14 protein-coding genes are annotated in these 25,641 nt (G+C 39.4%); all 14 read right to left on the bottom strand.

Going from position 1 to position 25,641, the window contains the following annotated elements; translation table 11 throughout:
* Positions 1 to 45: 45 nt before the first annotated feature.
* The 14 genes from ACRD64_RS11385 to ACRD64_RS11450 all read right to left on the bottom strand — a co-directional run bounded on the left by ACRD64_RS11385 (position 46) and on the right by ACRD64_RS11450 (position 25,538).
* On the bottom strand, positions 46 to 951 hold the full coding sequence (locus ACRD64_RS11385; RefSeq protein ID WP_430933479.1) for a family 43 glycosylhydrolase: 906 nt from the start codon (positions 949 to 951) through the stop codon (positions 46 to 48).
* Positions 952 to 961: 10 nt separating this feature from the next.
* Entirely contained in the window at positions 962 to 3,646 is a 2,685-nt protein-coding gene (locus ACRD64_RS11390) for a glycoside hydrolase family 3 N-terminal domain-containing protein (protein ID WP_430933480.1), read from the bottom strand.
* Positions 3,647 to 3,871: 225 nt separating this feature from the next.
* Positions 3,872 to 5,440 carry a sulfatase family protein gene (locus tag ACRD64_RS11395; protein WP_430933481.1) on the bottom strand — a complete coding sequence of 523 codons (1,569 nt, stop codon included), beginning with the start codon at positions 5,438 to 5,440 and terminating at the stop codon, positions 3,872 to 3,874.
* 52 nt (positions 5,441 to 5,492) lie between these two features.
* The gene (locus ACRD64_RS11400) at positions 5,493 to 6,863 is read right to left on the bottom strand and encodes a sulfatase family protein (RefSeq protein ID WP_430933482.1); all 1,371 of its coding nucleotides are present in this window, start codon (positions 6,861 to 6,863) and stop codon (positions 5,493 to 5,495) included.
* Between the two features lie 136 nt (positions 6,864 to 6,999).
* Positions 7,000 to 9,309: a glycoside hydrolase family 95 protein gene (locus tag ACRD64_RS11405; protein WP_430933483.1), complete on the bottom strand. Its 2,310-nt coding sequence runs from the start codon at positions 9,307 to 9,309 to the stop codon at positions 7,000 to 7,002.
* 262 nt (positions 9,310 to 9,571) lie between these two features.
* Positions 9,572 to 11,353 (bottom strand): arylsulfatase, encoded by a 1,782-nt coding sequence (locus ACRD64_RS11410; protein WP_430933484.1) that lies wholly within the window; start codon positions 11,351 to 11,353, stop codon positions 9,572 to 9,574.
* Positions 11,354 to 11,363: 10 nt separating this feature from the next.
* Positions 11,364 to 12,686 (bottom strand): sulfatase, encoded by a 1,323-nt coding sequence (locus tag ACRD64_RS11415; RefSeq protein ID WP_430933485.1) that lies wholly within the window; start codon positions 12,684 to 12,686, stop codon positions 11,364 to 11,366.
* 170 nt (positions 12,687 to 12,856) lie between these two features.
* Positions 12,857 to 14,446 carry a sulfatase family protein gene (locus tag ACRD64_RS11420; protein ID WP_430933486.1) on the bottom strand — a complete coding sequence of 530 codons (1,590 nt, stop codon included), beginning with the start codon at positions 14,444 to 14,446 and terminating at the stop codon, positions 12,857 to 12,859.
* Between the two features lie 211 nt (positions 14,447 to 14,657).
* The gene (locus ACRD64_RS11425; RefSeq protein ID WP_430933487.1) at positions 14,658 to 17,270 is read right to left on the bottom strand and encodes a glycoside hydrolase family 3 C-terminal domain-containing protein; all 2,613 of its coding nucleotides are present in this window, start codon (positions 17,268 to 17,270) and stop codon (positions 14,658 to 14,660) included.
* A 44-nt stretch (positions 17,271 to 17,314) separates the two neighbouring features.
* Positions 17,315 to 18,709, bottom strand: a complete 1,395-nt coding sequence (locus ACRD64_RS11430) for a glycoside hydrolase family 30 protein (protein WP_430933488.1) — start codon at positions 18,707 to 18,709, stop codon at positions 17,315 to 17,317.
* A gap of 16 nt (positions 18,710 to 18,725) precedes the next feature.
* Positions 18,726 to 20,324, bottom strand: coding sequence for an alpha-L-fucosidase (locus ACRD64_RS11435; RefSeq protein WP_430933489.1), 1,599 nt, complete (start codon positions 20,322 to 20,324; stop codon positions 18,726 to 18,728).
* A 7-nt stretch (positions 20,325 to 20,331) separates the two neighbouring features.
* Entirely contained in the window at positions 20,332 to 21,852 is a 1,521-nt protein-coding gene (locus ACRD64_RS11440) for a sulfatase-like hydrolase/transferase (RefSeq protein ID WP_430933490.1), read from the bottom strand.
* A 153-nt stretch (positions 21,853 to 22,005) separates the two neighbouring features.
* Positions 22,006 to 23,670: a hypothetical protein gene (locus tag ACRD64_RS11445; RefSeq protein ID WP_430933491.1), complete on the bottom strand. Its 1,665-nt coding sequence runs from the start codon at positions 23,668 to 23,670 to the stop codon at positions 22,006 to 22,008.
* Positions 23,671 to 23,675: 5 nt separating this feature from the next.
* A complete protein-coding gene (locus tag ACRD64_RS11450; protein ID WP_430933492.1) occupies positions 23,676 to 25,538 on the bottom strand; it encodes a family 78 glycoside hydrolase catalytic domain in 1,863 nt (620 codons plus the stop codon).
* Positions 25,539 to 25,641 lie beyond the last annotated feature (103 nt).

Raw genomic sequence — 25,641 nt, forward strand, 5'->3', positions numbered from 1 at the left:
TGAATGTTGATTTTGTTATTACGTAGATCTATTTCAGTACAAATATTACCTATTTAATATATACTTTATGGTTTGGATGGTAGCATCTTCATTAAAATACATTTCTTCAAAACAGGCTGATCGTTTATGAAAAGAACCTTGGTTTACATCTCCTCTATGATAGAAGAAATACCACTTGCCATTACATTCAATAACAGATGCATGATTAGGGGCCTGGGGAGCATCCGGCGCCAATACCCCCTTTAAAGTCGCATATTGAGGTAAAGGTTCATCTGCCATCCAATATTTGGTTACTTTACCAACCCTGGCATGAAAATAATAAATGCCATTGCGTTTAAATACGTGCACAGCTTCACTAACTGTTTCTTTACTTAAACGAACCCATGGTCCATCCAGCTCAACCATATTATCTTTGAGTTTTGCTCCCATTATATGTGCTCCTTTATCGCCTATATTTACTTTATGGTCATTGCCATAAATATAGGCTTGTCCATCTTCATCCACTATTACGGTTGGATCAAAAATGGTGGTGATTTTATCACATACTGCTTCTTCCCAAGGACCTACAGGTGTTCTACACTTTGCTACACCAATGTGTGTTTTATCGTATGGAAAATAAAAATAATACCAGCCATCTTTATAGGCCACATCCGGTGCATTCATCTGTCCTTGTGCCCAGGCATATTCACGAGGTTTTAAAACCACACCATGGTTTTTCCAGTTGACCATATCTGCCGATTCCAACACCAGATAGTCTTGCATCGTGCTGAAATTTACAGCCGTATCCTGATCGTGTGAACAATACACATATACCTTCCCGTTAAATACTTCTGCTGCAGGATCAGCTGCATACAAGAAACCTGGATCGCTTTTATTCAATATTGGATTCTGAGATTTAACGATTTGTGCGCAAATAACCAGAAATATAATTAATACAGTTCTTCTAATCATGATGAATCAATTATTTTACGTTCAGTATACCTCTTAATCTAATGTCTTTAGAAGAAGCCCCAATCATAATTCTAAAGTCTCCCGGTTCAACAACTCTTTCCATATCGATATTTAACATTGAAAGGTCATCGGGAGTCAGTGTAAATGATAATTGCTTTTGCTGTCCGGCATCTAATGTAACTCTTTTAAAGCCTTTTAGTTCTTTAATAGGTCGTGAAACCGAAGCCAATTCATCGCGAATATAAAGTTGAATCACTTCATCTCCTTTTACTTTACCCGTGTTTTTTACATTGCAGGTTATGGTAACTGATTCATTGGTGTTGATACCGTTTTTACTAAAACCTAGATCAGAATATTCAAATGACGTATAGCTTAAGCCATAACCAAATGGGAACAATGGCTGCCCAGTCAGGTTATGGTAGTTATCACCCCTACCTGTTGGTTTATTGTTGTAATACAACGGGCACTGCGCTTCATCCACAGGAAAAGTTATCGGTAACCTACCAGCGGGATTTTCTTCGCCAAATAAGACGTCTGCTAAACCGTTACCTCCATTTTCACCCGGATACCAGGCCATGATGATGCCATCTACCTGATTCATCCAGTTACTCATGGTTATGGCACTTCCACCAACCAGAACAACAACGGTAGGTTTTCCTGTTGCAGCTACTGCTTTGATCATATCCTCCTGATGACCCGGTAACGCCAATAGGGCACGATCCTGAAATTCTCCTTCGTGAATACCGGCAACAACGACAGCCACATCGCTTTTCTGTGCAGCTTCAACTGCGCCGGCAATTTGTTGTTCCCACTCCTGCACTACATTGGCATCCCACACTAGCTTAAACCTGGCATTTCCGGCCGACTCAAAAAACTCTATTTTTATATCATACTCTGTACCTTTCTCAAAATAAAAATCTTTAAGAATGGTTTGGTACGATCGTTTTTTCCAGTTATCAATCAACAACTTACCATCAATATATAAACGGTATCCATCGTTACCTTCAATACCAACTTTGAAAGCACCTGTTTCAGGCCCCTTGATCTTTCCTGTCCAACGCACTGAATACCAATCATAGGCCAAGTCCTTATGGGGAGAGAACAGCGTCCAGCCAAATTGAATTTTCTTGTCGTTACGACTTACTTGAGGTTCACCTTCCAATTTTATGTTATTGAAATATTCTCCTGTCAATCCGTTGACTTTGTCGCCATTTTTTACTGTGGATAAAAACCCGGAAGGAACCACTTGATATGTTCTGCTATTGAGTGGAACACCGCTTGCATAATGAATATTATCCTCACTTATTACATTTTTTACACCATCATAGATGTTCACAATATTGTTGCCCGGTCCACTGTAACCACCCAAACGGCCCGCTTTAACATCATAGCCTATAAGAGCAATCTTATTAATGTTTGACTTTTTTAAGGGAAGAACTTGATTGTTGTTTTGCAATAACACCATCGATTTGGCAGCTGATTTACGTGCCAATTCCCAGTGTGTTTGGTGTCCGTTCCAATGAGCTGCCTTTTCAGGATCTACATAAGGGTTTTCGAACAGACCCAATTCAAACTTCGCCTTAAGGATTCTACTTACTGCTTCATCAATTGCTTCTTCGTTAATTATTCCCTCTTTAAAGGCTTTATAAAACAATGGATAGTGATCGTAGTTGGTTTGAAACATCACATCTAACCCGGCCTCCACTGCTTCTTTAGTTGATTCCGCATTGTTTTTTGCGGTAAAGTGCAATACATTAGATCCACCTGTTGCTCCTGCATCCGAGATTACAAATCCCTTGAAACCCCATTCTTTCTTAAGCTTATCACGCAGTAGCCACTCACTGGCCGTACATGGACTGCCATCAACCGAATTATAAGCAGTCATCACAGATCTTGCCCCTGCTTTTTGAAATACCGATTTAAAGGCCGGGAAATAAATCTCCTCCAACAAGCGTTCGCTAAAACTAATGGGATAACTGTCGCGTCCTCCTGCTCCCACATTGGCCACGAAGTGTTTTGGCGTAGTTATTACTCCTTGGTTTTCGAACTGGCTGATAAAAGCCATAGCCATTTGCGTGGTCAAATAAGGATCTTCTCCATAAGTTTCTTCAACCCTTCCCCATCGAACATCACGTGCGATATTTAAAACGGGAGATAAGATTTGCCTGATGCCTCGTGTTTTTGTTTCCCGTGTGATAGCCCTGGCTACATCGCCCACCAAAGTGGTATCCCAGGTAGCAGCTAATGCTATGGCCTGCGGAAAGGCCGTAGCTCCATCGCGCGTTAAACCATGTAACGCTTCATTAAAAGGGATTAAAGGAATACCTAAACGAGTGTCCTCCACAAAAAAACGTTGAATCTTGTTCATTTTCTGGGTCATTTCAAACGCTGTACCTGAGGAACCATAATCCATCATCTGCTCGGCGGCATTGCCCTGTTTCCCTTTACTGGCTACCTGAAAACCAAAGCAACCATTTTTGTATTTGCTCATATCGTCGCTCAAATCACCCGGAATCATGAACATTTGCCAGAATTTTTCTTCCAGGGTCATCCTGCTCAATAGATCCTCCACCCTTTCTTCCAAGGGTAATTTAGGAGTTTGATATGGATGTTTCTTCTTAGCTGATGCAGTAAGTGCGCTTAATATCAATCCGCAAATTAGCAGGCCTTTCAATATTCTTTTAAGATTCTTCATATTTCTTTTTTCTATCATTTCAACAAATCATTCTTAAGTCATGTAAATCAGTTCTCCTCCTTAACAAGAGGAGTCTGGTGAGGTACGAACCGAGAGGTGGTATAAATACTTATTTTCCATCATATAAGAATATACTTAATAAAGGTACTAAAACCACCTCCCCTCTCCTGCGTCGAGGTACTTTCCGTTTGAGCGGAACAGGCCCTCCTGTGCAAGAAGGAGAACCTACTCCCGTATCTTGTCTTTTTTAACATTCTCTAATTGCTGCCATTCTTCTACCCCGTCATTGCTTAGTATTTTTCCTTTGGTGCTTCTGCCGAATTCGATAATTTGTAATAAATCATTGCGATATACTTCAAGTAATTCAGGATGTTCGGCTTCTAAATTATTTACTTCTTCAACATCGTCTTTCAGATTGTAAAGTTGCACTTTGGGCATGGTATCCGTTACAGCTTTATTTCTACTTACATTAGGATAACTCCATCCTCCTGAACCTGGACATAATATTAGCTTCCAATCTCCTTTGCGATAAGCAAAATCGCCTCTTACGGAGTGATGAATTATACTTTTTCGAAGTGGAGCTGTACTTGAAATTCCTGTAGCTCCTAAATGACTGTAACTGTCCTCGGCGGTATTATCCTCATATTTTTCTCCCAGTAAATCAGCTACCGTTGCAAAAAAATCGGTAGTACAAACCAGTTGTTCAGATTTACCTGGTTTGATATTTCCTTTCCAAGTCATGATATAAGGCACACGATGACCGCCCTCGAAAATATCGGATTTATAACCTCTGAACACATAACTTGGGTCATGTCCTTTTGAAAGCAATTGTTTAAAATTAGCTTGCGGAGAACAGCCATTATCACTGGTAAAAACAATTAGTGTATTTTCGGAGATGCCATTTTCGTTTATAGCATTCATCACTTCACCAACCACCCAATCCACCATTAAAACAAAATCGCCATAAGGATTATCCAAACCACTTTTACCTTGAAACTCTTTGGTCGGTAAAATTGGTGTATGGGGTGCCGGCAGCGGCATATAGATAAAAAATGGATTATCCCGACTGGCATGAGCGCCAATGTAATCAACTGTTCTCTTTGTTATTTCGGGAAGTGCCTGTTCGTGCGAAAAATCATCAGATGTTAAGCCTTTTCGCCAGGTAGCTTGTTTAACCTTTCCTACGGTGATGTGGGTGGGCACCATTGTTGGCTTATCGTTTTCCACCCATACATAAGGAGGCATATCTAAAGATCCGCAAAAACCGTAACTATAGTCGAAGCCGTGAGTATTCGGGCCATTTTTAACTGGTTTGGTGAAGTCCACTTCCGGACGGGCGTTCAGTTTGTCAATGTCAATAGAGTCACTGTTGTTTAAAGTCCAATCCCAACCCAGATGCCATTTGCCAATAAAGGCTGTGTTATATCCATTTTTTTTAACAAGATCAGCAACCGTTGTACGGTCCTGTTTTATAAGCGACTTTGAATAACCGCTTAATACCCCTTGTTTTAATTTACTTCGCCAGTTATATCGCCCCGTTAAAATACCATACCTGGTAGGGGTGCATACCGATGAACTGGTATGTGCATCTGTAAACATAACTCCTTCCGAAGCCAGTTTATCCAAATTGGGAGTAGATATTTTTGACGCATTGTTGTAACAAGAGACATCTCCATAACCTAAATCATCTGCTAATATGTAAATGATATTAGGTTTGTATTTCTCTCCTCTATTAGCACATATATTATAGCAAGTAGTAACGCATAAAAAAATTATAAATAAAATCCGTATCATTGTTATTCTATTGACGCTGTTATACATTTTTCCAGATGATTAAGTTCTTCTATTAATGCAGATTATTCTTCAGATCATTATCGTAATCTTCCATCATCTTCTGCAATCTTTGAACCACCTCAGGATTCTCATCGGCCCTATTGGTCGTTTCTGAAATATCATTTTTCAGATTATACAATTCCACATTTTCGTTTACAACCCTTAGCTTCCATTCCGCATTACGAATAGCCTCCAATACGGTGTCCTTATAAAAATAAAAAGCCTCGTGGGGCGTTTTCGCACCTTTCTGGCCTGATAAAAGCGGCCAGATATCTTTACCATCCAGCGATTTTTCCGTCAGGGAGGATCCGGTTAGATTAGCGATAGTTGGCATTAGATCAATGGTTGAAGCTATTTCGGAACAGACGGTACCAGCCGGTATTTTTCCTTTCCATTGCGCGATCATTGGCTCGCGCATACCTCCTTCGTAGGTTTGAAACTTAAATCCCCGCAAAGGCAACGCGCTTCCTCCGTGACCATTCTTTAAATTCCAGGGTCCGTTATCTGAGGTAAACACTACCAAGGTATTTTTATCTAAACCAAGGTCTTCAAGCGATTTTAGGATTTGCCCCATACTCCAATCCAGTTCCTCAATGACATCACCATATAATCCTCTTTCACTTCTCCCTTTAAAATCAGGAGATGGATATAATGGAATGTGTGGCATGGTATGAGCCAGATATAAGAAAAATGGCTTATCACGTTTATCCTGAATAAATTTTATCGCTTCTTCGGTATATCGTTTGGTTAAATAGGTTTGATCGACAGGATATTCAATTACCTCATCATTTTCCATTAACGGAACTTTACCCCCCCGCCATTTTTCTTCCCGAAGGCTATCCAAGGTCATTCCTTCCCTTAAAACAATATCTGAAGCCACTTTGAAATTACGGTTGACCGACATATCATTGCTAAAGGGAATTCCAAAATATCGATCAAACCCCTGTGAAACAGGCAAGTGTTCAGGCTTATCGCCCAAATGCCATTTTCCAATACAGGCAGTTTCATAACCTCGTTGTTTAAGCAAATCTGCAATGGTTACCTCTTTGGTGTCAAGTCCAGTCTCGCTATAAGGCCAAAGAACTCTTGGCACCCCTACTCTTGGAGGATAACAACCTGTTAATAAAGCTGCTCTGGAAGGAGAACACACTGACGATGCGGAATAAAAATCTGTAAAACGCATACCATCCTCGGCCATTTGATCAAGATTAGGCGTTTTGATCAACGGTGAGCCAAAACATCCCACATCCTGATAGCCCTGGTCATCGGTAAAAAAAATGATTACATTGGGTGGTTGAGGCGTTTGTGTACACCCCATCATCATTAAACTAATACAAAACAATAATCCTTTTATTATTCCGCTACCCCTTGATAAAATATTCATACTTAATTATTTTTTAATACTACCCACGGCAAACGATTATAAAAATAAATCGTTGTGGTTCCCTGTGTTTTTTTTGATTCTCAGTGGTTAGTATTTTTTTTTCTTAAAAAAACCTTATAATATTTACTCCAATAACTTACAAAGCCTCTAAACTGCCATTTAAGGAATACGTCTTTCCCATTTCGGTATTCAATTCTATTTGCTTGTCTTTATATTTTAACTTGCAGACTTTTCCTGCTTTAGACAGCACATTCAGCTTTTCAAGCTTACCGTCGTTCCAGCTAAAAGTTAGTTCAAAACCTCCTCGTACGCATACTCCTGAAATATTACCCTGTTGCAATGCATCCGGTAAAGCCGGCAGCAAATGAATATGATCTAAATGACTTTGAACCAATAATTCGATAATACCTGATGTTCCTCCGAAATTACCATCAATCTGAAATGGCGGGTGTGCATCAAACAAGTTTGTATACGACCCTCCTCCCACTTTCCCATCCGGCCTTTCCGCAGGACTTAACAGTTTATGGATCATTTTATAAGATCTGTTCCCATCTAGAAACCGGGCCCAATAATTAATTTTCCAGGCCAGACTCCAACCGGTTCCGCCATCGCCCCTGAATTCAAGAGACTGTTTTGCCGCTTTCATGAATTCTGGTGTTTCAACCGGATTAATTTCCTTACCGGGGTATACAGCCCATAAATGAGATACATGCCTATGTTTTATTTTAGGATCATCTTTATCTTCCAACCACTCTTGCAACTGACCATATTGTCCAATTTTATTTGGTGCGATTCTCGGAATCAAGGCCGCTAACTTATTTGAAAAGTCTTTATCCACGCCTAAGATTTCGGAAGCTTCTATACATATTTCAAACAATGCTCTTATAATCTGATGATCCATAGTTGGTCCGGCCACCAATCCTCCAATTTCAGGCGAGTTAGAAGGGGAACTAATCAAATAACCTGTGTTGGGGTCTTCATACAGAAACTCCGTGAAAAATTGTGCAGCCCCTTTCATCAGGTGGTACTTTTCTTCTAAGAAATCTTTATCCTGCGTAAACAAATAATGCTCCCATATGTGTGTGGATAACCACGCCCCTCCTGTTACCCAAATCCCGTGATTGGAAGCATTAATAGGTGCAGCTCCCCGCCAAATATCTGTATTGTGATGTAGGACCCAGCCGTTACAATCGTAATGTTCTTTAGCCACAATTTTTCCTGATTGAGCTACCTCTTCAAGCATAGTAAATAAAGGCTCATGACACTCCGACAGGTTAGTCAGTTCGACAGGCCAGTAGTTCATTTCGGTATTGATATTTACCGTATACTTACTTTCCCAGGGTGGCCTTATGTTATCATTCCAGATCCCCTGAAGGGTTCCGGGACGAGTTCCCTGCCTGCTGCTCGCTAGCATCAGATAACGACCGTACTGAACATATAAAGCAAGCAGTTGAGGATCATCAGGATTTAATGCAAAAGCTTCAATTCTCTTTTCGGTGGTTATTTTAGATTTACCGTTATCACCAAAATCGAGATTAAAGCGTTTGTACAGTTTTTGATAATCTTCAATATGAGCCGTTTTTACATCTTCAAATTTTTTATCCTCTACTTGTTGCATTGCTGAGTTTGCCAAATCCTTAGCAATCCCACTAACATCCTTGAAATTAATGTAATTAGTAGCTGCTGTAAGATATATGGTGGCATATCTGGCTTTACTTACCCGTATTTTCCCATCTTCAACCGACAGTTTACCATTGGTTTTTACTTTCAAGCTGGCGATCCCGTTCAGGGCACCATCTTTTACTTGTACCTCCAACGTCATTGCATTTTCAGCAATACTCACTGATTTCTGCTCATGCAGCGCATCAAAAAATAATTTAAAGTCGAGGGCTTTTTTCTTATCAGCCGATAATTGAATGGCAATGACCTGATCGGGAAAGCTGGCCAATACTTCTCGCTTAAAGTTGGTTTTACCCACTTTATACGAAACGCTTGAAATGGCCTTTTCAATATCCAGAGTACGGGAATAATTTGTGTAGTTTTCGTGCCCCGGAAATTCGATAAATACATCACCAAAAGGTTGATAAGCTTTTTGTTTGAGTGGCACACTCATAAATTCATCCGAAGCCAGATGTGTAGCTTCCAATTGTTTTCCTTCTGAAAGCAACTGTCTTATTTGAGCCAGATATTTATGTGCTCCTTTATGGGCATAATCATGAGGTTGCCCGGTCCATAAGGTTTCTTCGTTAAACTGGATATGTTCCTTTTCAACTCCTCCGTATATCATGGCTCCCATGCGACCGTTTCCAATGGGCAAGGCATCAGTCCATTTATCGGCAGGCTGATTGTAGAACAAACGAAAAGCAGTTTGGTTTTCAGTTGCACCGCCGGATATTACACCTGCAAAACCCAACATAAATGCAATTATTAACTTACTTTTTATCATGATTTTCAAATTTAGTATCAAACTAATTAATTCTAAAAGATATATTTTCCTCATCACAAAAACAGACTAAAGGAAAAACTATGATGCTTTATTTTTTTTATAATGGAACATCTTCATTGTTTATTGACCCTCTCTATTCTATTAAAGCCGGAGACGCTCTCCATTTTTTCTTTCAAGATTATTGCTACCTTCAGCAGGTTCAAGCAAGCCTGGTACTGCACTCCCTTATTACCCTAATTTAAGGCTGCCTGAAACTTTGATTTTATTCCTTACTCTTTTTTACCTCTACGTAAAAAGGCATGAGGTACTTTATTTTATCCTTTTCTTTTATCAATACTACCGGAATAATATCTGCTTCCCCTTTACCTAGGTCAAACTGACCCAACGAAAGCTTTCGATCCAAAACATGCTCAAAAGAAAAGTTTTGTTCCTCTTTTCCAATTTTTAGCTGAACCTCGCCATTACCTTCAATCACCTTCTTAAAATAAAGGTTAATTTCATATTTGCCGGCTTGTGCTATTTCCGTTTCCCAATATACAACTTCCTTTTCTGCATCCTTGTGAGCTGTGAAGTGCACATCGTTTAAATTAAGATAGACTGGATTTTCGAACTCAGTTCCAATCACCATTCGTGGTGAATGCACAATGTTTGGAGAAGCCTGCATGTCTGTAAGCCAGGTATCCAGTTCTTCTTTCAATTGTATAGCTACCTTTGTATTGCTGTTTACAATATTGTTCTGCTCGTAAGGATCGTTAGCTAAGTTATACAATTCAAACTCCTCTATTCCTGACGACTGGTCACAATTCCCAACAAACTTATGTTCCCCCCTGCGAACCATCATGTTTTTATATCGTTGAGGTTCTCTTCGCGTCCAGTAGCGACAAATGGAACGTTCGGGCAAATCGCTTTGTTCCTCTTTTAACAATGGCAATAAACTTACACCGTCAATCTTTCTATCATCTGGAATTTTCGCTCCACACAAGGCTGCAATAGTTGGAAAAATATCGAAATGCGATGCTGTTACCTCAATATCCCTGTTTCCTTTAAATGCTGCCGGATATCGCCAAAAGCATGGCACATGAATCCCGCCTTCGTACACCGATGATTTACGACCTCGCATTCCGGCCAGATATCGATAAGGTATGGGTCCATTGTCGGTCATGAAAATCATCAAAGTATTTTCTTTTAGATTTAGTTGATCAATTTTAGCAAACAATCTACCCAGGTTATCATCAATATTACTTACCATAGCATATACCTTTCTGGCCTTTTCCTTCATTGGTTCTGTCATTTCAGGAAAAGGTCTGCCATCATTCTCAAAGCCCGATGCCGGATCAATATCTTGATACCTATTGTAATACTCCTGCGGAACCTGCAGTGGATCATGCGGTGCATTAAATGCCAGGTAAAGGAAAAAAGGTTCTTCCTTATTTTCTTCAACGAAATCGATAGCGGCATTTGTGAACACATCGGAACAATATCCTTCACGCTCTACTATTTTACCGTTACTCCATAAGGTAGGACTAAAATAGCTCTTATTAAATTTTAAATGGTTAGGCCAATCTCCCCATTGTCCAATTCCACCCGACAAATGACGCAAGGTATAGCCAAACCCCTGGTCTTCCGGACGAAATGGGTAGTTATCACCTAAATGCCATTTACCAATCATACCCGTTTTATATCCTGCATCTTTTAATACTTCGGCAAGGGTTATTTCACTGGTTGCCATGATAGCTCCACCTTGATAGGTATCGTGTACTCCTGTTCGTAAAGAATAACGCCCCGTTAATAAAGAAGCGCGTGTTGGAGCACAAACCGGAGATACCAGGAATTCGCTGAATCGGGCACTCTCTCCGGCAAATTTATCCAGAACAGGTGTTTTTATATGCGGGTTTCCATAATAACCCAAATCGCCAAAGCCCTGATCATCCGTCATGATTAAAATGACATTAGGTTTTGAAGACTTGCCAGTTTCATTAACATGAGTGCAACCTCCCAAAACTAATATCAGAAATATACCCAGATAATCGATGGATTTTCTCATCACAGTTTCGTTAGTAAATATTGTTTTTTATAGCCCTCTCCCACAAATCTATTTTTTCAACCATCTCTTTAACCAATTCCGGATTTTCATTGGCCACATTGTTGGTTTCTCCAATATCCGATTTCAGATTAAACAACATAGGTTCAGCTTCCTTATTTGGCAACATCAATTTCCAGTCACCCTTGCGCATTGCTCTTCTTTTAACATACCCCCAGAATAGTTCACGTTGCGGCAAATCTTCTCCTTTGAATAAAAGATTTTTAATACTAATCCCATCAATTTCCTTAGGCATTTCTGCACCTATCATATCCACGATGGTAGGATAAAGATCCATGGTTAAAATAGTCTGGTCATTTACCTGGTTGGGGGCAATTTTACCCGGAAACCATGCCATGGCCGAAACTCTATGCCCACCTTCCCAAAGATTTGACTTATATCCTTTTAGAGGTCCATTACTTCCTACTTTTTTAATTCCGCCATTATCGGAACAAAAGAATACAAAGGTGTTCTTATGCAGGTTTAAGTCTTTCAAGGTACTCATAACTTTGCCAATACCTTCATCCATCACCTCTACCATTTCTTTGTAAATCAAGTCTAGTTCTTCTTGCGGTATATTAACCTTTAATTTCGGATCGTTTTTCCAGCCAATAGACCTTTCTGCTTTTGAGTTTCGACCTTGAAAAGGACCGTGTGGAGCCTCGTGCGGGATATACAGTAAAAAAGGTTTGTCTTTATGACGTTTAATAAAATCAACGGAATGTTTTGTAATTAAATCGGTTGAATACCCCGATTCTTTCTTTAGTGTATCGTCATACCACCAATCCTCATAACCTTCCTGATCGATATGCGAGTGATAATCCACATTACCTGAAACGTAACCTATATATTCATCGAATCCCTGATGAACAGGATTAAATTTTGTTTGGTAACCTACATGCCATTTCCCAAACATTCCGGTTACATACCCGGCCTCTTTAAAACTTTCTGCAAATGTTTTTTCGCTTGTTGCCAAACCATGATGTCGGTGATGCTTTGCCGTTACCACACCGTCAATACCCACACGTTGCTGATATTTACCCGTTAACAATGCTGCCCGTGTGGGGCTGCAAACCGGTCCGTTAGAGTGGAAGTCAGTAAACCGAATTCCTTCATGAGCCATTTTATCCAGATTTGGCGTATTAATGTACTTATTTCCGTAACAAGATAAATCACCGTAACCAAGGTCATCGGCCATGATAATAATAATATTTGGCTGCTCTGTTTTTTTAGGCGAACAATTGACAAAAATTACCCCTAAAAACACACAAAATAATATAAAATGACATTTTATCATTGATCCACTTTATTAAACAGTTTTATTCACAGTTTTTTAACATCCCCATCCCCGCACTTTTGGTGCGTCAGTTCCCTTAGCCTCTAGGCTAAGGGGAAGGGCCTTTAGATTATTGGAAAAATACACATTTCCTAAAATTATTTTTTCAACATGTTAATCATGTCAAATTTTTAATCATCCCAATGCCTGGCAATAATATCAAGTATCTCAGGGTTTTCGGCATCTGTATCGCCCAGAGCGATTCTTTGCCTTAAGATTTCCTCCTTCATTTCCTTGATGATTTCCTGATATTCGGGATCATCGTAGGCGTTATGCAATTCGTTCGGATCTTTTTCTAAGTCAAAGAAATCCCAGTATTTACCTGTATTTGCACCTTCCTCATACTCATTATCTTTAAACCCATGACCGTAGAAAAAAGCCAGCTTAAAGCGTTCGCCCCGGATACCAAAATGTCCCGGACGGTTGGTCTGGTGCTCCCAATAGCGGTAATAGCCGTATTCTCTCCAATCTTTTGGCGTTTTCCCTCGTAAGTTCGAACGGAAACTATGCCCCTGCATTTCCGAAGGATACTTCGCTTTTGCATAATCTGCAAATAAGGCTGAAAAATCCACGTTTTCAATAATATCTGTATTACGGGTTCCTGCCGGAATCTCTTTAGGATATCGAATAACAAACGGCATATGAATGGATTCTTTATAAATCATTCGTTTATCGAACCAACCATGTTCTCCCAGAAAGTATCCCTGATCCGCTGTATAAATAACGATTGTGTTTTCTGCCAGTCCTGATTCATCCAGATACTTTAAAAGTTTACCTATGTTATCGTCGATAGCTGCCCCGCAGCGCATAAAATCTTTTACAAATTTCTGATAGGTCTTCATGCGGGCTTCTTCGTGCGTTAATCCATCGACCGAAAAAGGCAGCTCGGGATAAAACATATAATCTGCTTTCTCATCAGGGTGTTCTGTAGCAAAAAGGTAACGTTTTTTTAAATTATCAATAGACTGACCTTTGAAAGAGCGACCTGTTTCTTCCGCACCTCTGTCCCAAAATGAGTCTGGTACCGGTATTTCCTCATTACGATATAAGTGACTGAAGCGTTTGGGATAATCATATGGTTCATGCGTCGCTTTAAAGTGACACATGGCCATAAATGGTTTGGACTGGTCGCGATGCTCAATCCAGTCGATGGTCATATCCGCGATTACATCTGTACTAAAGCCCTCATAAGGGATACCCCCTTCATGTCCATCGCCCCAGTTTTCTTTTGTTTTTAATATTGGATCCCAATATCTTCCTTGTCCTGGCAAAACACAGTAATAATCGAAACCGGTTGGCTCTTTTTTAAGATGCCACTTTCCAATAATCGAAGTTTGGTAACCAGATGCTGTTAGGACTTTGGCAATGTTATTTTGCTTTGGGAAAAGTGAACCGCTCAGTGTTTTAACTCCGTTACGATGACTGTATTGTCCTGTTAAAATAGTTGCTCTACTGGGGGTGCAAATAGAATTAGACACCAAACAGTTTTCCAACACACAGCCTTCATCCGCCAACCGGCTGATATTGGGCGTGTGCACATAATCTTTAAGAATACCGCCATAAATACCCCATGCCTGTCCAGTATGGTCATCGGCCATGATATAAAGAATATTTGGACGTTTAGGTATTGTTTTGTTGTCGGTCTTTTTAGCATTTGTACAACTAGCTAATCCTGAAACGATAATAGCTAGTGATAGGACCCATTTAATTTGTTTATTCATTGTTAATTATATTAATTCTAATTTTTAGGGCTTTTTTATAACACAAAACATCGAAACCAGGTGCTTTGCTGATTATTATCTCCATTCCGATACATTCAACTTTGTATTCCAAAGTATCCCTAACATAAGGAGATGCATCGGTTTTACTCATATTATATACCTGGGGCTCCGCTGGGCTGCACTAGGCTATTACTCTACATTCCTATGGGGTTTAGTCCATAACTTCAACCTGTGCTTTAATCATTTTTGCGGATGATGAACCTATGCCTAATTCAAACTCTCCCGGTTCTACTATTTTTTTCTGTTGCGCTACATCAAAAAATGAAAGGTCATCCGGTGAAACCGTAAATGTAACTTGGGTTGATTTTCCAGGATCAAGAAATATTCTTTTAATGCCTCTAAGACTTTTTAATGGTCTTACTTCTTTGCTTTCCTTATCGGTTACATATAACTGTACTACTTCCTCTCCGGCTACTCTTCCAGTATTGGTTATTGTAACACTTACTTCTACAGATTCATCCGCATTTATTTTAGATTCCGAAACACTTATATCCTTATAATCAAAATCCGTATAACTTAAACCATAACCAAATGGATAAAGTGCTTCACCTTCAAAATATCGGTAGGTTCTGCCTCTCATGTGATAACTGACAAATTGTGGCAGGTCTTTCACTGATTTATAGAAAGTCACCGGAAGTCTTCCTGAAGGATTATAATCTCCGAACAACACATCGGCAATGGCGGTTCCGCCCAACTCTCCGGGATACCAGGCTTCCAGTATAGCCGGCAGGTTTTCGTCTTCCCAATTAATAGCCAGAGCACTGCCGTTTAACATGACAAAAACGACTGGTTTGCCTGTGGCGTGTAAATCTTTGATTAATTGCTTTTGAATGGCAGGCAATTGAAGGTTGGTTTTATCACCTCCATCAAAACCATCATATGGAACCCGCATTTGCTCACCTTCAACAGCAGCTGAGATACCCCCCACAAAAATTACTGCTTCCGATTTTTTTGCTATTTCGATAGCCCTATCGTAAGAACTTGTCTCAGGTTTAATCCATTCCAGAATCATCTTTGTTGGGTAACCAATATGTTTACAATCGATATTGATGGCGTATTTTTTTCCTTTCTTCAAGAAAACTTTTGCTGTTTGTCTTCTGCGTTTGACTTCCTCCCAATTATTAATCAATATTTCGTCATTGATTGAGAGTCTGCTTGCATTACCTGCCGTTAACGACAACGTATACTCACCCGACACATCTACTTTTAAAATACCTTTAACATTTGCTGAGAACTCTCCATCTTTCTCCAGACCTTCGACTTCAGTGGTATTCCAGTTAGAGTTAATCACCTTCTCCATCCTTGATATTAGCGCTGTCCCCGTTAAATCTCCACTGTTATAGTATGTAGTCTGCAAACCTGGTTTACCGTCATAACTTAAAAAATAGGAAGGGATAAGCGTAAATGCTTGTTTTGTATCAATCAGGTTACATCCTGTTTCGAAATAAACTTTTGTATTCTCAGCAACTTTTTCTTCAATTCCCTGAAGTGGAGTAATGTAATTTTCAGGAAAACCGTTGTAATTACCTAATAACACTTCCAGGTGATTGGCATTAGGACCAACAACTGCTATGGATCCGATCTCTTTTTTCAATGGTAAGGTGTTATTTTCATTTTTAAGCAATACCATTGATTTGTGGGCAGTTTCCAACGATAACGCACGATGCTTTGGAGAACTCACCAAATCCATCGGAATTTGAGCATAGGGTACATTCTCCGGCGAGTCGAACATACCTAATTTAAAACGTGCCATAAAAATTCGTTTCAAAGACACATCAATTTCCTCCTCGGTAATCAATCCTTGTTCAACTGCCCCTTCAAGGTAAGCATATCTAAAACCACAATTTAAGTCACATCCTGCCTGAACAGAAACCGCTGCCGCTTCTTCTTCAGAGTCGGTAAAGTTATGGTAGTCATATACATCCCGAATAGCGTTACAATCCGAAACGATATACCCTTCAAATCCCCAATCTTTACGCAGGATATCGGTCAATAAACGAGGACTTGCACAACAAGGCTCGCCATTGGTACGGTTATATGCTCCCATGACTGAATAAGCTTTACCCTCTTTGATACAAGCTTCGAAAGCAGGCAAATAGGTATCATGAAAATCACGTTCGTTTACGGCAGCATCAAAGAAGTGTCTTTCAGGCTCAGGACCACTATGTACCGCAAAGTGTTTAGGTGTAGCCACCAGTTTCAGGTATTTCTCATCATCTCCCTGCAAGCCTTTTACAAAGCTCACACCCATGCGACCGGTCAGGTATGGATCTTCTCCGTAGGTCTCCTGTCCGCGACCCCAGCGTGGATCACGAAAAATATTAACATTGGGCGTCCAGTAGGTAAGCCCCTCGTATCTTTTAAATGAGTTGTTTCTTAATGCCTCATGATGTTTGGCTCTAGCCTCGTCGGAAATGGCCATTGCCGAACGATAAATCAAATCGCTATCAAATGTAGCAGCCAAACCAATAGCCTGCGGGAAAACAGTTGCTTTACCTGCCCGGGCAACACCGTGCAAACATTCGTTCCAATACTCATGAGCAGGAACTTCTAATCGCGGAATAGCAGGCGCATCGTTCATCATTTGCCCCACCTTTTCCTTCAAGGTCATTCGGGAAACAAGGTCATCAACACGTTCCTCAAAACTCAAACATTCGTTTAAATAGGCAGGTTTACCTTCTTCCTGAGCATGGCTTGCAACACATATAAACACCCAAAGGAACAAGGCGAATAATTTTGAAATATTTGCTTTTAGACTTAACATGATTATTTTCTTATTAGATTTATTATTGGCTTTTTTAAATGGTTTTAATCTTTATTTACCACTACAACCGATATGGACTGAGCGGGTATATCAACTACATTTGCCTGCTCATCTTTTAGCCAAATATCAAATGTCTTTGGTTTGTCAGACTCATTTTTTATAAAGAGATATACGTTCTTTTCATCTGCCAGCGTTATCGTTTCGTTATACCATGAGGCGGACGCAATTCTTTTCATTCCCGGACGCATGAACTTACCGAAAAGAGACATCGCAGCATAATCGGGGTTGTAGGTCACCGTTTTATTTTCACGGTCGATATTGATCAGGCTGTTTTGTTTCCATCCCCAACCACTTGTTTTTGTTTCATTTAAGATCATATTCCAATAGCAGAAGTTTGGCACCCCGTGATTGATGTATGAAGATACTTCGTCAAAGCGGGAGAATGCTTGCTTGACACTATTTTTTCCGCCAAAACAAATTCCTTCCGTATGCAGAAATTTTATTTCAGGGAAAACGGCTTGCATATTTTCAATTTGTCTTGAGTTAATATACTGAATCCCGATGCCATCAACTGCTTCTCTCCAGCTCTTATTTGAAACAAACTCCAATCCGTCTAGTCTTTTAGCCGTGCGAAAAGATCCTGCCCAAATTTCAGCTTCAATGTTATCCTGTTGAAATTGAGGACGCAGATAATTAATAATAAATTCGCCCATTTGCTTTGGTGGCATATTACATGAAGGATATTTGGTAGTGATGTCCTGTTCGTTTTGAATCACGATTTTATCAACCTTGATACCCTCTTTTGCATACGCTTTTACATATTTAGAAAAATACAGGGCGTATGCTTTGTAAATTTCAGGGTCGTCCTTTAAAACGTTTTTTGATGGGTTTTCCGTACCCCTATCCATTAAGCCCGACTCTTTCATCCAACCCGGAGGACTCCATGGCGAGGCAAACAAGGCCATATCGGGGTTATATTTATAAGCCAGCTGAATGTACGGTATGACCGTATTTTCTTCTCTCTTGATAGAAAACTTTTTCATTTTATAGTCATCCGGTGTTTCACTATAGCTATAAGCATCAATCCCAAAATCACTAGCGCCAACTGCGGTACGGCATACTGAAAAGTTAGAAGCATTTGGGTCAAACAAATTTTTCATGACATCCTTTCTTTCCGCATCATTTAAGGACATCAGTGCTTCCCCACCAATTTCATTAAACGCACCTCCAATTCCTTCAATGGTTTGAAAAGTAATATCCGGATAAACCCGTACCGATATTCCATCGTTGGTTGACATTCCCGCAATTACTTTGATAGGATTTGATGCAATCTCCTTCCCTTCAGTCAGCTCAACATAATATACCTTTGCATCGTTTTGAGCGCCTACAGATATTGCCATTGCAAAAACAGCAACTATTGAATATATAAGCTTTCGCATATCGTTTTTTTATTTTTTACTTTACAAAATTGGCTTTAAGCACAAGCGGAAAACTTTTCCCGTTCACCGCAGGTATCTTAATTGTCAGTTTTTCTTTGCTTTGTTTAAACCTGATTGATCTACCATCGTATAATTGCGCCAGGCTTTTCAATTTACCAGGATTTACCTCGCTAGAAACACCCAAAGAAGGAATTAAGATTTCTCCTTTTGCAGGATTCATAACAACAATATAAAAATCATCTCCCTGGGTGGTATAACGTACCTCGTCGTGAGCAAAGGCCGGAGTAGCTGTGGTTCGCTGGTTAAAATGCTCGCCTTTCTTTTGGGCTGCTACGGCATTTCTTAACTCAGCATCAACTGTTTCTACTTGCTCCCCACGTACGCTTTTGCCATCACCATACACTTTCCACGGACGTGTTCCGTAAATGGCTTCACCATTTACCTTCAACCAGTCACCAACCGTTTTAACCGTTTTCTTTATTTCATGAGGTATTGTTCCATCCGGATTCAATTCCATACTTAAAAGCAGGTTACCGTTTTTGCTCACTGCATCAACCAACATTTCCAAAATAGTTGTGGCATCATGTGTTAAATGACGGTCTTTCTTGTAAAACCAATCCGTAAAAGTAATTTCAGATTGCCAAGGATATTCGCGCAAGGTATTGCTACCTCCTGATTCCACTTCCTCAACAGTACCTTTCTCCTTCCTTTTAAGAAGCATTACAGCATCAATCTGTCCAGTTTTATTTAGGCTGTTATTGTACATTCTGCGGCATACTTCTTTGCCGTGGTCACCATAAGTAAATTTTAATCCATCGTTATACAATAAGTCTGGCTCGTATTTATCTACTAATTCAAGATGTCTCCTTTCCCAGTTTTCTTTAATGGAATCAATCATCTCCGGAGTGCGATCTTCTGGAGCAGGACCGTATAAATCTTTTGGATCTAAACCTTCCCACCAAAGACCTTTACCGTCTTCTTTAGTTAATCGTCCATCGTAAGGAACACCGGCTTTATCACCTGTTTTATCAGCACCAAAAGCTGGTTTCCACCAGTTTAAAAAGCGATCGTCGTGACTGGTAACACCAAATTTCAAATCTGCTTTTTGAGTTGCTGCTTTAAATTCTCCAATAATATCTTTTTTAGGCCCTACATTTACCGAATTCCAATCATGGTAAGTAGAGTTCCATAAATCGAAATGATCATGATGGTTGGCCAATGCCACAATATATTTAGCCCCGTTTTCTTTTGAGAAGTTAACTAAGTATTCTGCATCGAAGTTTTCGGCTTTCCAGGAGTTGATCACATCTTTAAAGCCAAACTCCGATGGATGTCCATAGGTCATTTCATGATATGCTCTTGCCATTTTACCGAACTTTTGCCTACCCACATCTTCCATGTACATATGGCGGGCATACCACCCCCCTCCTTGCTCTGGTGCGGCTTGTGGTCCCCAGTGAAACCAGATTCCAAATTTTGCATCTCGAAACCATTCAGGGCATTCGTATTCCTTGACGATTTCATCCCATGTTAAATCCTTCTTTTGCGCATTAACAACTATAGCAAAAAAAACTACAAATGCTAATAACTTATACCGTAGATTCACTCTCATCATATCTTATTTATTTTTCTTTAAAATTATAGTCTTCCGGATTATCGTATAACCCAAATTCTTTTTTGCTTAAATCGGCAGGATCGCCGGTTTCCTCAATTAACTCTTGTAATTCTTTTAACAGATCCTCTTTAATTGAGCCATATTTTTCGTCCTCAACTAAGTTGGCCAGCTCTAAAGGATCGTTCTTCAAATTAAATAATTGATACGTAAACACATCGTGTTTTGCACTCACAATTAATTTATAATCGCCTTTGCGAACTGCCCTATGCCCACCTCCCGGATTATGTTTAAGGCTGTGTCCGTGCAAAAGATCACCAGGCCATGAGTTGTAAGCAAAAAGCATGCTGTTTCTTACAGACTTGCTTTCGCCTTTTATTACCGGCGTTAAATCTTTTGTTTGAACGGATTCAGGGATTTCTAATCCTGTTAAACCACAAAGTGTCGGGAAAACATCATGCAAATAAGCTAAAGCATCCACCTTTGTGTTTTCAGGAATATTTGGACCACAAAAGATTAATGGAACGCCTACACTATGCTCATATACATTTTGCTTGCCCAACAACCCATGCTGCCCCAGTGCTAAACCATTATCTCCGGAAAAAACAATGATGGTATTATCGACTTTTCCGGCTTCTTCCAACGCTTTTAATACTCGTCCTATTTGAGTATCTGTTGCAGTTATCATGGCATAATAATCAGAAATTTCCTGCTGAATTATTTTTTCCGTTCTAGGAAACGCTACTAACACTTCATCTCTAATTCTATCGTCTGCAATTTCAAAAGGATGCTCTGGCATAAAGTTTTTTGGTAATTCAATAGCATTAGCAGGATATAGTTCTTGGTATTCTTTCGGAGCTGTTCTTGGATCATGCGGTGCTGTAAAAGCAACATACATTAAAAAAGGATTATCTTGATTATAATTCTCAAGGAAACCAACGGCTGCATCAGCAAAAACCTCACTACTAAATTTCTCTTTTTGCTGATAAGGTTCAGACCAACCCGCTTCTGGCGTATAGTCCTTAACTTTGGTTCCGAAGTGTGTTGTCATCCCGCCTAAAAAGGCAGACTTAATTTGACTGAATCCACGTTCTAACCAAATAGAACCATTATGTTGCTTTCCGGTAGCAAAGGTGGTATAACCGTTGGCTTTAAAATACTCCGGAAAAGTTAACAAATCACTTTTCCCCCTTTCCTCCTTTGGAAAGGCAAATTGCGCATATACGTTTGGCTCTATGTTAAAATAGTGTCTTCCGGTCATTAACATAGCTCTGCTAGGAGAGCATACCGCAGCAGTTGCAGCCCCTAAAATATATGAATTGGTAAAACTGGTTCCCTGTTTAACCAACTTATCCATATTTGGCGTTTTTACCTTATCGTGATCATAGGCTCCAATCGTTCCCTGACGCTGATCATCTGTAAAAAGAAATAATATATTTGGCTTTTCAACCTTTTTTTTATCTACCCCATTACAGCCAAATAAAACTATGGCAATAATAAGTATTGCAATGTTTTTAAAATTCCCCATCATTTTTTTTTATTAAGCACCTTACCGATAAAAACGGCCAAGGATGCCAGTCTATTAAAATCCTATTCATTAATTTTGTCCCCATACAGGTCGATCAGAACTGTAGGTACGACATAATAACAGTAAATCAAGAAGCGTCTTTCTGTTAAAATAATTTTAATATTTACTTCTTAATTCATTCACCTTATCATCTGCACAATTTCTGGTGTGACGCTTGTATTCTTTGGTATATAAAGTGGCCAGTGAACTATATTTTTTCGGTAATGCGTTATACTTAGCCCAGGCTTTATCATATGCTTTAATCCACTTTTCAACTCCTTTTCCATCCCCTTTACTGTCCGCATAAGCCATGTAAATTAAAGAACGATATATTTTAAACAGATACAAACCATATTCAGCAGATCCAACAGCATGGTTAGCCGCTTCGTCATTTTCCCAATGGATCGCTTTTGCCAGCTTAACGATCTCTTTCCACTGAACTATAGACTCATCTTTTTGATGTAAGTTTCGTTGCTGAGCAACAGCATCTTTAGGAGTTCCAGGCCAGGCCATTCCCTGATCACGGGTCCAGGAAGGCATCATGTCTCGATAGGTAGAATTCCTGCCTCTTACTACTGCTTCTGCAGAAAGCAAACACAACTTTCTAAATTTTGCCACATCACCACCTTTTAAATGAATACGTTCGCTGGCATATCTATTTAAGATGCTTTCTTCTGTTTGTTTAGGATCTTTGGCCCATTGTGCCATTACCCAGGCATTTACATCGCACCACATTTCATCCTTTATATATGGTCCATCCCATCCTCCACCTCTTGTCCAGGTCCAAACACCGGCATATAAATCAGGTCGCTTCTCAACAAATTCCGAAAGGCTGTTTATCTTTTCTTCCGGCATGCGCATGTGCTCTTCAAAACCATTTATTACCCCATTAGCAATGTAATTTGGATAAGCTCCCTTTCCTTCGTATTCGCGAGCGCACTGCACTTCGATGATTTGCTTATGACGACCTTGCCCAATTACCTTACTAAAAGCATTCGCTCTATGAAAATCGCCTTCACAATGCTTAATACTTATTGTTAGATTAGGGTGTGGCTCAATGGCATCATTCACTTTAATATACGTATTTAATTTCACATCAAAAGATCTCCAGGTACGAAAAATCAGTTTCTTATTTCTCTTAACACAAATTTCTTCGCGTAAGATTTGGATTAGAGGTATAATCGTATTATCAGCATCCTGTCGATCAAGAATAGAACCTTTATGGTAGGGAGCATCGTGCAAATAGGTTTCTCCAATACGAACAACTAAGCCATCCATAGCAGGAAACTGAGTAAATATTTCATCTATTTGAGCTCTAATAAACTTAACTGTTTGCGGATTATTTGGATCTCCAAATGTTTCCTCCATATTGTATTTTTGTATCAGTCTCTTTGGAAACAAAACCAGATCGGACATAGCATATATATCCATATCCTGCGCTTTACAAGCTGCATGCATCTTTTTAATTTGTGCTGCTTTTGCATCTACCCATTTGCGATCATCTGAACCTTTTGGTAAGATATCTTTATCTACCGATTCCCAATTAATAGCTAAGGCAGGCGATTCAAAAAGGAAATACACTTTACCATTATAGCCCATCTCTTTCATCACTGCCGGGTCGTTATAGGCTGAATTATAGGGTTCCTCACCTGGATTGTGGTGAACCATATCTAATATTAATGTTTCAGCAGAATTAATTTGTCCAAACAAATTATGAGCTAAGAATCCAGAAGACATTAGAATTATAAGTGCGAATATTTTCATTTTATTTATTTTCTTCATTATTACTATTTTCTTACTAATTTTAATTTAATCAGATTACTACCTCCTTTTAATTCAACCACATTACCAGAGTTACCAGAACGCTTAACTTGGTTCCATTTAGAAGGTAAGATAAATTCACCCACCATATTATTGGGTAATTCAATTTGAAATACAGCCACTTTATTTTTGCTTTTATATTTGGCGTATATACACCCTTTAGGCGTAGGAACCTTAATTTCTGAAGACAATAAATCAGCCATTTGAGGTTTTACCAGTACACTATTAAATCCCGGAGTTGATGGTTTTATTCCCCACATATAACGGGTAATCACATTTAAAGGTGCTGTTCCCCAGGCATGGTTCCAATCTAAATTGGGTTTATACTTTTTGTCCCAGGCCTCCCAAGTCATGGTTGATCCTGATTTTATCATGTTCCACCAGGTTCTGTCATGGGATGTATCTGTAATTAAATCCAGAGCATATTGGGCTTCTTCGGCCTTAAAAAGACCCTCTAATAAATATTGAGCACCATATACACTACAAGCCATTCCTCTGCCTTTAATAAAATCAACCACCGATGCAACATGCTCTTCAGGCACTAAACCAAAGGCCAAAGGAAACATATTAGCATGTAATGCAGCGTGTTTGGAACCTTCACCATCAATATACACTCCTCGAGACTTATCAAATAGTTTTGTATTGATTGCTTTCTTAACAATTTCAGAATTTTTCTCAAACATAGCAGCATCCACCGAGTTACCTACCACTTTAGCAATTTGTGACATCAACACCATGTTGTAGTAATAAAACGAGTTTACCACGGTGTTTACATCCACCATATCATACTTATCGCGTTCACCCTTTTCCGGTAACCACTTCTTACCAGTATTCCCTCTTGCCGGTGGCCAGTCAACAATGTCTTTAACCTGTGTTTGGGGATTTTTATAACCCAGTTGCATTTTTAATTCCGGGGTTAACTTCTCCGATTTTACGCTAATTAATCCATCTTCACGCGCTAAATCATGTAGTGTTTTAAGCTTTAGTTTGTCGTAATGTTTTTTGAGTGGTTCTACATCGCCGGTATACATATAGTCCTGATAGAATACCATTACTGTGTGTAACAACCATTCGGTTGGCCAGGTGGCATGACCTAAAAAATATTCGTTGGTTCTACGTGCAATAGCATAAACACTATCTACACTATAATGACTTAGCTGGTTGATATACGCATCTGCCTCATAAGGTATGCGCTCTCTATCGCCATCCACATAATAACCTGTAAATGTAGTTGCTTTGATGGTATGTTTACATAAATCCCACACTTGGTTTAGTATGGTATCAGAGGATGCAAAATAACTTGCATCATCATTAAACTTGTAGTGATATGCTTTTTGGTATATTTCGACATCCTCAATAGGTATCTGAAGGTTTTCCAATTCGCAATATCTGAATGGCATTACTACGCCAAAGGAATCGGGTAATAGAATTGCCGGAGGGTTTGAATTTCTTTTGTAAGGAATAAGTTTTATAATTTCCTTTTGATCGGCTTGTAGCTGAGGAAGCTTAATTTTTTGGTATCGGATTGTTCCTCCCGGGTTTTGATCTATAGAGTTTAGATCGGATAATTTTTCCCCAACATGAACAGTTATTGTATCGTTTTGGCTTTTATTGGCTTTGAGAACAGCCGTGCCGAAATAAGCTTTACCAAAATCTATGAGATAATGATTTTTCCCAAGCTTCTTAATCTTTTGAGGATAATTTACTGTGCTTGAATATTGATATGTTGTTGAAGTATTTACAATTTGAGCATTTGCCGAATAACAATTTGTGCCAAATAACAGCACGATACAATACCAATTTAAAATATGTAGCTTTATTAATTTCATAGAAAGAGAATTAATTAGAATCAAGAATCATATTTTAAGCCCTTAATACCGCTATTGCATTCAAACATTAAAAACTCCAGCCTGACAAAACAGGCAGCTATAA

Origin of the sequence: Saccharicrinis sp. 156, assembly GCF_050589685.1 — a bacterium.
GTDB lineage: Bacteria > Bacteroidota > Bacteroidia > Bacteroidales > Marinilabiliaceae > Saccharicrinis.